An 11,855-nucleotide genomic window follows, 5' to 3' on the forward strand; every position below is an offset into this window, starting at 1 on the left:
ATGAAGGTGAGACGGGCGGCAAGAGATTCCAGATGAAACCAGCTGATATCGATTTCATGCGTGAGGCCATCGCCGAAGCGCGCAAAGGTGCCGAACTGGGCGAAGTGCCGGTGGGCGCCATTCTGGTGCGCGACGGCAAGATTATTGGTCGCGGCTTCAACCAGCCCATCAGCAGTCACGACCCCAGTGCCCACGCCGAAATGGTTGCCCTGCGCCAGGCTGCCGCCAGCGACGCCAATTATCGCCTGCCCGGCACTACCCTCTACGTCACCCTCGAACCCTGCACCATGTGCTCCGGTCTGCTGGTCCACAGCCGCATCAGTCGCCTGGTCTTCGGCGCCAGCGAGCCCCGCTCCGGCGCGGTGATCAGTCGTAGCCAGGTGCTGGACCAGCCGTGGTTGAATCACCGGGTGCAGGTGGAGGGAGGAGTGTTGGCGGAGGAGTGTGGGGAGATATTGACGGAGTTTTTTCGGGCGCGGCGGCAGTAGCGGTAACAGCAGAGAACAATCAAGGTGGCTTCTCGGGGTGTAGCGCACCTGCCGAGCTCAAATTCCCTGTGGCAACTGATCCAGAATCCCCGGCGCATGGTACTGCTCGTCCGGCATCTGCGGTGTTTCCGCCTGCGGCTGGGTCACCCAGGTAAGGATTTCGTAGTAGCGGCGGATGTTCTGCACATAGTGCACGGGCTCGCCACCACGGGCATAGCCGTAGCGGGTCTGGCTGTACCACTGCTTTTTCGATAGCAGCGGCAGGTGATCCTTCACGTCAATCCAGCGGTTGGGGTCGCGGCCATTGTTGCGGGTCAGAATGCGGGCATCATCCAGATGCCCGATGCCGACGTTATAGGCGGCCAGCGCGAACCAGGTGCGGTCCGGTTCGGGAATGTCGGTCGACAGCTGGTCCCGCACCCACACCAGATAACGCGCGCCCCCGGCAATACTCTGGGCCGGATCGACCCGGTTGGTCACGCCGACGAACTTGGCGGTGGGCAGGGTCAGCATCATCAGGCCACGCACGCCGGTCGGCGAACGGGCGTCCACATCCCACAGCGATTCCTGATAGGCCATGGCCGCCAGCAGACGCCAGTCCATGCCCTGTTGATCCCCCGCCTGCCGGAACAATTTCTCGAACCGCGGCAGGCGTTGCTGCATATGCCGGGCAAAGGCGCGGGCGCCGACGTAATCGAGTACATCGGCATGGCCGTAGAAACGTTCCAGCAGTTGATCGAGGGTGCCATCGGCGCGGATGCTGTCGAAGAACTGGTTCACTTCCAGCAGCAGGCTGTCATCTTCACCGCCGGGCAACGCCCAGGCCATGGGCTGGGGCGGGGCGAGATCGAACCCCACATGCACAGCGGGATAGAACGCCTGATTGACGATCAGCTCGTTGGAATAGACCACCGCAAAATCGATCTCGTCGTCATTGACCATGCGCAGCAGGTCCACGACCTCCAGGTTGTCCGATTCCTCGAATACCAATTGCGGATGCTCGACCTGCAGCTGGCGCAACTGATCGGCCAGGGTGCTGCCCTTGAGCACCAGGATGCGCCGATCGTACAGGTCCTCGATTCCCCGCGGTTGGCGATCACCGCGGCGATAGACTACCTGTGGCGTAACCTGCAGATAGGCTTCGGCAAACTGCACCTGATCCTCGCGGGCCGGGTTGGCGGTAACCCCGGCGGCGGCCAGGTGTGGCCCCTTGTCCTGCGCCAGTTGCCGATACAGATCCTCCAGTGTTGGGCTGGTGATCATTTCCAGCTCCAGGTCGAGGCTGTCGGCGAAGCGTTTGCTCAGCTCGTACTCCAGGCCGGTATCGCCATGTCGGCCCTGGTAATAGGTGGTCGGCGTGTTGCGGGTAACCACGCGCAGGGTGCCATCCTCGCGCAACTGCTCCAGTCGGCTGGGTTGTTCGCAGGCAACCAGCAGCACCGAGCACAGGATGGCCAGGATGGGAACAGCAGTGTGACGAAGGCGGTTTTTCGGCATGCGCTCAGTATATGTAAATCCGCCTCCCGGCAATAGAGCGGGATCGTCACAGGGCAACGATGATATGCGGCTGGTCGCCCGCGCCCCGCCGCACAATAGCCCGAACGCCCAGCATGGGTTATCCTATGCGCCTTCTTTTTCACTTTCCCAAAAATCTCCGAGGCCGAAACCAACATGCATATCCTGCGTGGCGCCCCAGTCCTTTCCGATTTCCGTCGCAACAAGCTGCTTGCTCGTCTGCAACAGCAGGTCCCCGGCGTGAGTGGTGTGTATGCCGAATTCATGCATTTTGCCGACCTGATTGGCGAATTGGCGAAGCAGGAGCAGACCGTGCTGGATCGCCTGCTCAAGTACGGCCCGCGGGTGGCGGTCGAAGAGCCGGCTGGCACGCTGGTATTGGTGGTGCCGCGTTTCGGTACCATCTCGCCCTGGTCGAGCAAGGCCACGGATATTGCCCATAACTGCGGGCTGCAGGCCATCGCGCGCCTTGAGCGCGGCATCGCCTATTACATCAGTGGTGAGCTGAGCGCCGCCGAGCTGCAGCAGGTTACGGCGTTGCTGCATGACCGCATGACCGAGCTGGCGCTGGACAACGTGGAAGCCGCTGCGCAGCTGTTCCACCACACCGAGCCCAAGCCGTTCAACCGCGTGGACATTCTGGAAGGTGGCAAGGCCGCGCTGGAACAGGCCAACATCGAGCTGGGCCTGGCGCTCGCCGATGACGAGATCGACTATCTGGTAGCAAGCTTCACCGACCTGGGGCGCAACCCCAGCGACGTCGAACTGATGATGTTCGCCCAGGCCAACTCCGAGCATTGCCGGCACAAGATTTTCAATGCCAGCTGGGACATTGACGGCCAAGCGCAGGAAAAAAGCCTGTTCGGCATGATCAAGAATACCTACCAGATGCGCAGCGAAGGCGTGTTGTCCGCGTACAAGGACAACGCTGCGGTGATCGAGGGTTTTGTCGGTGGTCGCTTCTTCCCCGAGCCCGGCACCGAAGAATACCGCTCGCATCAGGAACAGATTCACATCCTGATGAAGGTCGAGACCCATAACCATCCGACCGCCATTTCTCCATTCTCTGGCGCCTCCACTGGCTCCGGTGGCGAGATCCGGGACGAAGGCGCGACCGGCCGTGGCGGCAAGCCCAAGGCGGGCCTGACGGGCTTCACTGTTTCCAACCTGCGCATTCCCGGCTTCGAACAGCCCTGGGAAGAAGACAACGGCAAGCCGGGTCGCATCGTCACGCCGCTGCAGATCATGATCGACGGCCCGCTTGGCGGCGCCGCGTTCAACAACGAATTCGGTCGTCCCGCGCTGACCGGTTACTTCCGCACCTTCGAGCAGACCGTACAGTCGCCCCGTGGCCCGGAAATCCGTGGTTACCACAAGCCGATCATGATTGCCGGCGGTCTGGGCAACATCCGCGCGGATCACGTCGAGAAAGCCGAAATCCCGGTCGGTGCCAAGCTGGTCGTGCTCGGCGGCCCGGCCATGCTGATCGGTCTGGGCGGCGGCGCGGCTTCGTCCATGGCCACCGGTAGCAGTGCCGAAGACTTGGACTTTGCCTCCGTGCAGCGCGAAAACCCGGAAATGGAACGCCGCTGCCAGGAAGTCATCGACCGTTGCTGGCAGCTGGGCGCCAAGAACCCCATCGCCTTTATCCACGATGTGGGCGCGGGCGGGTTGTCCAACGCCTTCCCCGAGCTGGTTAACGATGGTGGCCGCGGTGGCCGTTTCGAACTGCGCAACGTACCGAATGACGAGCCGGGCATGAGCCCGCTGGAAATCTGGTCCAACGAATCCCAGGAACGCTACGTCATGGCCGTGCCGAACGCCGACTTCGAGCGTTTCCAGGCCATCTGCGAACGCGAGCGTTGCCCCTTCGCCGTGGTCGGTGAAGCCACCGAAGAACAGCTGCTGGTGCTCAACGACAGCCACTTCGACAACCAGCCGGTCGACATGCCGCTGTCCGTCCTGCTCGGCAAGCCGCCGCGCATGCACCGCAGCGTCAACCGCGAAGCAGAGCAGGGCGACGACTTCGACGCCACCAGCGTAGCGCTGGAAGAAGCTGCCCTGCGCGTGCTGCGCCTGCCGGCCGTGGCCAGCAAGAACTTCCTGATTACCATTGGTGACCGCAGCATTACCGGCCTGGTCGCCCGCGACCAGATGGTCGGTCCCTGGCAGGTACCGGTCGCTGATTGCGCCGTTACCGCGACCAGCTTCGATGTGCACACCGGTGAAGCCATGGCCATGGGCGAGCGCACCCCGCTGGCTCTGCTCGACGCCCCGGCTTCCGGTCGCATGGCGGTTGCCGAAACCGTTACCAACCTGGCTGCCGCACGGATCGACAAGCTGTCCGACATCCGCCTGTCTGCCAACTGGATGGCCGCTGCCGGTCACCCTGGCGAAGACGCGCGGCTATACGACACGGTCAAGGCCGTCGGCATGGAATTGTGCCCGGAGCTGGGCATTACCGTGCCGGTGGGCAAGGACTCCATGTCCATGCAGACCCGCTGGAGCGATGAAGGTCAGGACAAGAGCGTTACCTCCCCCATGTCGCTGATCGTGACCGGCTTTGCCCCGGTGCAGGACGTACGCCGTACCCTGACCCCGCAACTGCGCGTCGATCAGGGCGACACCGACCTGATCCTCATCGACCTCGGCCGCGGCCAGAACCGCCTCGGCGGCTCCGCGCTGGCGCAGGTATATAACCGCATCGGCCAGCAGGCACCGGATCTGGATGACGCCGAAGACCTGAAAGCCTTCTTCGCCGTGGTCCAGGGCCTGAACCAGGATGATCTGTTGCTGGCCTATCACGACCGCTCCGACGGCGGCCTGCTGGCCAGCGTCGCGGAAATGGCCTTTGCCGGCCATTGCGGCCTGGATATCAATCTGGATGTGCTGGCCGACAACGCCAGCGATCTGCCCGCTGCCCTGTTCAACGAAGAGCTGGGCGCGGTGATTCAGGTGCGCCAGGACGATACCGAAGCCGTACTCAGCCAACTGGCTGCCGCCGGTCTGGGTGATTGCAGTGCCGTAATCGGCCAGCCGAAGGTCGAGCAGCAGTTGGACTTCTACTACGCTGGTGAACACGTACTGTCCGGCACCCGCGCCGACTGGCAACAGGCCTGGAGCGAAACCAGCTGGCAAATCCAGCGCATGCGTGACAACGCCGAGTGCGCCGACCAGGAGCACGAGCGTCTGGCCGACGACAAGAACCCCGGCCTGCAAGCCATGCTCAGCTTTGACATCAATGAAGATGTGGCAGCGCCCTTCCTCAATACCGGCATGCGCCCGGCGGTTGCCATCCTGCGCGAGCAGGGCGTCAATGGCCAGGTAGAGATGGCCGCCGCGTTTACCCGCGCGGGCTTCACCGCCATCGACGTACACATGAGCGACATCCTCAGCGGTCGTGTCGATCTCGCCGACTTCCGTGGTCTGGTCGCCTGTGGCGGCTTCTCCTACGGTGACGTATTGGGTGCCGGCGAAGGTTGGGCCAAATCGATCCTGTTCAACGAGCAGGCACGTCAGGCCTTCACCGACTTCTTTGCCCGCCCGGACACCTTCACCCTGGGTGTGTGCAACGGTTGTCAGATGCTGTCCAACCTGCGCGAACTGATTCCCGGCAGCGAGCACTGGCCGCGTTTTGTACGCAACCGCTCCGAGCAGTTCGAAGCGCGGGTGGCCATGGTCGAAGTACAGCCATCGCCGTCGGTCTTCCTCAGCGGCATGGTCGGCTCACGCATGCCGATCGCCATCGCCCACGGCGAAGGCTTTGCCGAGTTTGCCGACAGCGCAGCCGTAGATGCCTGTGAAGCCAACAGCACGGTGGCCCTGCGTTTCGTCGACAACCACGGCCGCATGACTGACCGCTACCCTGCCAACCCCAACGGCTCCCCCCGCGGCATCACCGGCCTGACTTCCCGCGACGGCCGCGTTACCATCATGATGCCGCACCCGGAACGGGTCTTCCGCACCGTACAAAACTCCTGGCACCCCGATGACTGGAGCGAAGATGGCGCCTGGATGCGCATGTTCCGTAATGCAAGAGTCTGGGTAGGCTAACAACCAACCCGCACCAACAAAAATCCCGGCCACGCGCCGGGATTTTTGTATGCACATTCTGTCAGTAGCGCATTTTTGCTCCCTCTGCCCTCGTGGGGGGAGAGGGGAAGCAACCAGAAGTCCTCCCAGAGCAACTACACTACTTCCAGACATCAACAAACAAGAAAGCTACCCATGAAAACAACAACCCTCATAGCCTCGCTCCTCCTAACCGCCTGCACAACCCAAACCACCCACGTCTACAAACCCGACGGCAACAAACAATGCGAGCCCGTTACCACGTCCTTAGCCGACAGCACCGATCAACTCACCAACGCCGGCATTAAAGCCGTCACCTCAAACTGCGCGATCCAAACCGGCATGGCCGTAATAACCGTCTGCGGCGCCCCGACCCTGGGCATCCATCTTCACGAAATCGCAGCCAGCGATGTGCAGAAAGCCAAAGAGCTCGGCTACGAAGAGGCAAGCAACCTGCTCAACGAAGATCGCGGCATAGGCTATGAAATCACCAGATGCCCGTAACGTCATTGAAATGGCCAGATGCCTGCATTATGGTTAAGCCAAACAGGGATAGCAGACTCTCCTCCAGAGGCATCGGACAGCCATCATTTCCCTCCCAAACATAACGCTAATGCTCGGAGGCGAGGGGTAGGGCGGTAGCGTTCCTGGACTACCGAAATGCTACCCCAGTGGGCTCTGAACACCAGCAAACCCTTGCCCGAGTACATGGGTATAGATTTGTGTAGTACGCACATCCGCATGTCCCAGCAGCGTTTGTACTGTACGAATATCACTGCCACGGCGCAGCAGCTCGGTAGCAAAAGTGTGCCGGAAAGTATGGCAGCCAACAGGCTTCTCCATGCCCGTAACGCGAACAGCCTGCTTAACAGCGCGCTGAATGGTGCTGACGTGCACATGATGGCGGACGCTCTGACCATCTTCATCAATGCAGATCCCGCTTGAAGGGAAAATCCACTGCCACGCCAGAGAAAAAGATGCACGAGGATACTTACGACGCAAAGCAAAAGGGAGAGATACAGGAATCTTGTAAATTTCCTCCTGTGACCGCCACCCGGCTTCGATCTGCCTTATTCGATGTTTAAGAGGGATTATCAAGGGGGCAGGCAGTAAAGTGGTTCTATCCTTACCGCCTTTGCCGTCTCTGACTATGATCGTCTGGTTCAGGAAATCTATATCCTTGACGCGCAGGCGGGATGACTCAACGACCCGCAGACCCGCGCCATACATAAGAGATGCCAATACTTGGTACGGTTGGGATAGCTGCTCAATGATCGACATGGCTTCCTGGTGGGTAGCACAGTCGGCAATCTCGGCGGACGCTTGACTCTGACCACGTCTCCGATCTCACCGAGAGGCTGCTCAAGAACACGCGCATACAGAAACACGATGGCATTCAAAGCCAGATTTTGCGTCGCAGCTGCCACCTGGCGATCAGTGGCTAGCCAGCTGAGAAACGCGTTTACATCGGATGTACCCAGCTCAAGGGGGTGACGCATCCCATGGAAGCGAATGAAATAGCGGATCCAGTACCAATAGCTTTTTTCTGTACGGATACTGTAGTGATGTCGACGCATCACCGAGCGGAACTGGTCCCTCAGGCGAGGTTTAGGAGCTAGGCTGTCCATGTGTTCTCCTTGACTGTTTTTTTATACAGTAGTAATAGTTGTACGAAAAGACGAAGTCAAGCGAATACAGCAGGAGGGAGGCTGGTCATGGGTAACATATTGGTTTTTAAAGGTTTTCGTAGGGTGTGTAATTCCGCTTACCCGGAGTTATACCGCAGTCACTATTATGTATTAGTACCGCACGCGGTCTAATCACTGTTATGTGTCATGAGGAAATTGTGTGTTCTTTAAGAAGAAAGAAAAAAAGTATAAGCCTCCTCAAAAGCTAAAAGAATGGGCCAACGACATTCCAGGAGGAGAGTTATATGAGGTTTACATTTCCTCAGATCAAAAAGTTTGGTGTACGTCTGGTCGGTTCGCTCATTCGTCAGGCGCTTCAAGCACCACTTGGTCAGGGTTCCTGTCCGGCGAATTAAATGAGCTTGTTGTTAAAAAAATGGGGCAAAACGTACTGAATGAAGTCATTTCGTTCCTCAATCAGCAAAACACATAACAAGTTGCTCAAGTACACTCCGGCCGCAAACAGCGCGGCCTCCGCGGGACAGCCTTCACTGCGTTTCGGCTGCCCCTTAGCAAAGCGTTAAATTTTCAGGGAGCTATCTCGTAGGATGTACAACCTATTAGTTACTTCGAGATTGGGCGCTTGGGATCAGCCATTCTATGAATTCGATAAAAGTCGGTTTCTGGAATACACTACAGAATCCATAGCAGAAGCTTTTAAATCCCTCACGCCAAGTTTAATAGAAACTTTGAAGGGCTACCCATGCCTGTTTGCATATGAAGGTGATAGAGAAGATGTTCGCATTGGGAGATTTACTTCAATTAAGGAAAGAGGAAGAAGCTTACTTATAGAGTTTGAGTTTGATCGGAATATCCCCCCCATACCATTTGAAGCCATCAAACCAATAGCTCCATTGCTTGATATACGCGATTGGGAAATGAATAGGACCCACTGGGCGGTTAAGGATGAAAACCTTTTTGAGCGCCTTGTGACTGCTGGTGTTCTAAATCAAGATCAAACAGGCGAGCCAGCAAAGCAAGAGAAGCCACCCGTTAAAAGATCCATAAACCCAAAAGTAACTACCGTACAAGGATTCATTGGAAAAGTTCTCTCGTCTGAAAGAGAAAACGGTTCAGAAGTTTTTTACCGAGGTCACTCAAATAAGAGTAGATACAAACTGGAACCATCTTTATTTAGGAAGGATGATGATGGGAATTATCTCTACCTAGAAAATGAACACATCTTGTACAGAGAGTTGATAGTTTCAAATTCAGCCGACTTCCAAGCTGATGAATATACCTTGGATAGATTGGTAAGAATGCAGCACTACTCGCTTCCAACTAGATTGCTGGATATAACCTCAAACCCGCTAATAGCCCTTTATTTTGCATGCAAATCAGCTCCTGATGAAGATGGTGAGGTTGTTGTCTTTTCTTTGGCCCGGAGCGAGGTCAAGTATTTTGATTCAGATGTTGCTAGCTGCATATCTAATCTAGCGAGACTTCCAAAAGCAGAAAAGGATAACATCAGTTTTAAGAGCGGAAATTTCAACGAACAAATATCAGTAAAGCGCCTGATTCATTTGATACGAGAAGAAAAGCCATATTTCGAACCGAAGATTATTCCTGACGATCTGAGGAAAATTGTTTGTGTAAAAGGAAAACAAAGCAACGATCGAATATCATCGCAATCTGGTGCGTTTCTGCTATATGGGCTTGATGCAGTCATGGATGAAGAGGGAACGTCAGAAATAAACGTTATGAGGATTGCTGTATCCAATAAGCCTTCGATACTCAAAGAACTTGATCTTCTTAATATTAATGAAAGCACTGTTTTCCCATATATAGAGAACTCGGCAAAGTATGTTGCAGGCAAATACAAATTTAACAAGGAATTGCAGCGGACAAGCCGCTGAATGCGACGTTAGCTAAATAAATCATAACGGATAGATGGAGATACCATGGCTCAGGAACTTCCTTATCTTCAAAGTTATAAGAATGTTGGAGAGCTCTTCCAGAAGGCAAAAGCGGCAAAAGTCCCTGAGGCTTTCACCCAGAAGTTTTTGGCAGAAACTATAGGTTTAAAGGCGAGTGGAGATCGACCGCTAATTAACCTTCTTAGACTGCTTGGTTTTCTTGATAGTAGCGGGAAGCCGACTCCGCGTTACTCTGCGTTGAAGAACGAAAAAATAGCAGGAATAGAAATTGCTAGAGGGATTCGTCAGGCTTACCAACCTTTGTTTGATGCGAATGAAAATGCACAAAAACTCGATGGCGCAGACCTGAAAGGTTTAGTAGCACAGGTCTCAGGGGCGGACACCGGAACAACATCGAAAATTGTTGGAACATTCAAATCGCTTTTGAAGTTGGCCGACTTTGAATCAGAAAACCAGCTTGCTGAAGATGACGAATCTCAAAGCAATGATAAGGAAAATAGCCAAATCGATATTAAGTCCCAAGTAGACTCACGGGCGTCATCGGGAAGCAAAGATATGCGGCCAGAATTTCATTACAATTTTCAAATACATCTTCCTTCCAATGGTAGCGAAGAGACCTATGCAAACATATTTAATGCAATTCGTAAGGTTTTCAAGTGATGGACGATGCAAGGCTAGCCTTATATCTGATGCTTGGACAAACGGCATCGAAGACAACCTTTTCTATCCCGGAAATTTCGGATGGAAAGCCGTTAATGATATCCGACTCTTACGACTTAAGCACATCTCTTCCGGAGACTGTTAGGTCTGCCAATCAAGCGTCAGAGGGATATAAGCTGTTTTTTGTTTTTGAAAACTACCTAAGAGATTTTGTTGTAGAAACTCTTTCCAAAAACTCCAGTGAAACTTGGTGGGATAAGCTCCCTGCTGATGTGCAACAAGAAATCGATAAGCATGAAGAGAATGAAGGCACTAAGGTCTGGATGGCTATCGGGTCTAGAGATAAATCTGCGTTGATGACATACCCCCAGATTCTGAGGGTTATTGATTTCTGTTGGAAGGACTACTTTCAAGAGTTGATCCGTGACAAAGCTCTAGTGCAAGAGGCTAGGATGGTTTCTCATTTGCGCAATACAATTTGTCATATGACCCCTATTAGCATGGAAGAAATGGACCGTGTGAAGCTGGTTATTAGAGATTGGTTTAGAGTCGTTTCACCGTAAATGGCTAACAATGCCAAGCACAGCGACAGCTTAGCAATTCCGGCTTCGCCTTCACAACGAAGCTGCGCGTGTTGGCGGCGTTATGCAGAATAAGGTTGTAGATATGAAAACTAATCAGAGGCTGGCCGAGGCATGGTGAATCACACCGGGTTTTATGGAGGCCATTCCGTTTAAGTCAGGCCGCCACGGCCTGACCTGTGTGTTGCTGGTAGAAGTTTGCCTCAGCTTCTGCCGGCGGTATATGTCCAATCGACCCCAGAAGGCGCTGATGATTGAACCAGTGAACCCATTTCAGGGTGGCTATTTCTACTGCTTCGCGACTCTGTAATGACCCAGCGGAATTTGCACACTCAAGCCGCTAATTGTTGGTAAATCGTACTGGGTGTTTTCATCCCCAGTGCCTGATGAGGGCGCTGCTCGTTGTAGTACTTGAACCACGCCCTCAAGGTTTGCCTGGCTTCATCCAGTGTCTGGAAGTTATGAAGCCAGAGACACTGCTCTTTCACAGTTCGGATCAGTCGCTCAACCATCCCGTTCTGCTGCGGGGTGTGGGGACGGATGAACTCCTGTTTCAGACCGTATTGGTACACCGTCCGAGTGTAATGCCGAGAGGTAAATACCAGGCCGTTGTCACTACGCAGCGTGATCGGATCCTGAGCCCTGCCCAGCGTGCCGTACCGGGTAATGAGCGCCTCCTCCAGTGCTGCTTCAGCTGCCTTGGCGTTGCCGCTGGGGCTCAACCGCCAGCCAAGTGCCTCTCGGGTATAGCAGTCCATAACGATGGTCAGGGCGCACCAACGGTGAACCGGACCACACCAGACACGTGCAATGTCTGTTGCCCAGCGCTCATTCGGGCGCGAGGCCACCGAAGGTAATGCCTGCACCCGGGGGCGGGCTCCACTGCGGCGCTTGCGCACCTGCCAGCCCTTGATCTGGAACAGGCGCTGGATGGTGTTCTTGTTCTCACCCAACAGCCAGGCAACGGTACGGTAG

The 11,855-nt window shown here is 55.6% G+C and carries 11 protein-coding genes and 1 pseudogene; 7 read left to right on the top strand and 5 right to left on the bottom strand.

Going from position 1 to position 11,855, the window contains the following annotated elements; all coding sequences use genetic code 11:
- Positions 1–32: 32 nt before the first annotated feature.
- Positions 33–488 carry a tRNA adenosine(34) deaminase TadA gene (gene tadA / locus BM267_RS15195; protein WP_036992770.1) on the top strand — a complete coding sequence of 152 codons (456 nt, stop codon included), beginning with the start codon at positions 33–35 and terminating at the stop codon, positions 486–488.
- Between the two features lie 57 nt (positions 489–545).
- Here tadA and mltF read toward each other — a convergent pair whose 3' ends face one another.
- The gene (gene mltF / locus BM267_RS15200) at positions 546–1,985 is read right to left on the bottom strand and encodes a membrane-bound lytic murein transglycosylase MltF (protein WP_036992768.1); all 1,440 of its coding nucleotides are present in this window, start codon (positions 1,983–1,985) and stop codon (positions 546–548) included.
- A 174-nt stretch (positions 1,986–2,159) separates the two neighbouring features.
- Here mltF and purL point away from each other — a divergent pair, with 174 nt between their 5' ends.
- Complete coding sequence (gene purL / locus BM267_RS15205) at positions 2,160–6,056, top strand: phosphoribosylformylglycinamidine synthase (RefSeq protein WP_036992765.1); 3,897 nt, start codon at positions 2,160–2,162, stop codon at positions 6,054–6,056.
- A 174-nt stretch (positions 6,057–6,230) separates the two neighbouring features.
- The gene (locus tag BM267_RS15210; protein ID WP_074781251.1) at positions 6,231–6,578 is read left to right on the top strand and encodes a hypothetical protein; all 348 of its coding nucleotides are present in this window, start codon (positions 6,231–6,233) and stop codon (positions 6,576–6,578) included.
- Positions 6,579–6,737: 159 nt separating this feature from the next.
- Here BM267_RS15210 and BM267_RS16980 read toward each other — a convergent pair whose 3' ends face one another.
- Together BM267_RS16980 and BM267_RS16985 are read right to left on the bottom strand one after the other, a co-directional pair.
- Complete coding sequence (locus BM267_RS16980; RefSeq protein WP_328586288.1) at positions 6,738–7,355, bottom strand: integron integrase; 618 nt, start codon at positions 7,353–7,355, stop codon at positions 6,738–6,740.
- Positions 7,247–7,702, bottom strand: a complete 456-nt coding sequence (locus BM267_RS16985; protein WP_328586289.1) for a phage integrase N-terminal SAM-like domain-containing protein — start codon at positions 7,700–7,702, stop codon at positions 7,247–7,249. The genes BM267_RS16980 and BM267_RS16985 overlap by 109 nt, the downstream gene beginning before the upstream one ends.
- A 220-nt stretch (positions 7,703–7,922) precedes the next feature.
- On the opposite strand from BM267_RS16985, the gene BM267_RS15220 reads away from it, so the two are divergent.
- The 4 genes from BM267_RS15220 (at position 7,923) to BM267_RS15235 (ending at position 10,862) form a co-directional block, all read left to right on the top strand.
- Positions 7,923–8,195, top strand: a complete 273-nt coding sequence (locus BM267_RS15220; protein ID WP_235818296.1) for a hypothetical protein — start codon at positions 7,923–7,925, stop codon at positions 8,193–8,195.
- Between the two features lie 115 nt (positions 8,196–8,310).
- A complete protein-coding gene (locus BM267_RS15225; protein WP_036992762.1) occupies positions 8,311–9,618 on the top strand; it encodes an FRG domain-containing protein in 1,308 nt (435 codons plus the stop codon).
- A 45-nt stretch (positions 9,619–9,663) separates the two neighbouring features.
- Positions 9,664–10,299 (top strand): DUF5343 domain-containing protein, encoded by a 636-nt coding sequence (locus BM267_RS15230; RefSeq protein WP_036992761.1) that lies wholly within the window; start codon positions 9,664–9,666, stop codon positions 10,297–10,299.
- Positions 10,299–10,862: a Swt1 family HEPN domain-containing protein gene (locus BM267_RS15235; RefSeq protein ID WP_036992759.1), complete on the top strand. Its 564-nt coding sequence runs from the start codon at positions 10,299–10,301 to the stop codon at positions 10,860–10,862. The genes BM267_RS15230 and BM267_RS15235 overlap by 1 nt, the downstream gene beginning before the upstream one ends.
- Before the next feature lie 175 nt (positions 10,863–11,037).
- On the opposite strand, the pseudogene BM267_RS16765 reads toward BM267_RS15235, so the two are convergent.
- Positions 11,038–11,187, bottom strand: a pseudogene (locus BM267_RS16765) (IS3 family transposase); the annotation flags it as partial.
- Between the two features lie 25 nt (positions 11,188–11,212).
- On the bottom strand, positions 11,213–11,855 hold a 643-nt coding region (locus tag BM267_RS15240), incomplete at its 5' end, for an IS3 family transposase (RefSeq protein ID WP_074992216.1).

This window comes from Halopseudomonas bauzanensis (assembly GCF_900114735.1).
Lineage (GTDB): Bacteria > Pseudomonadota > Gammaproteobacteria > Pseudomonadales > Pseudomonadaceae > Halopseudomonas > Halopseudomonas bauzanensis.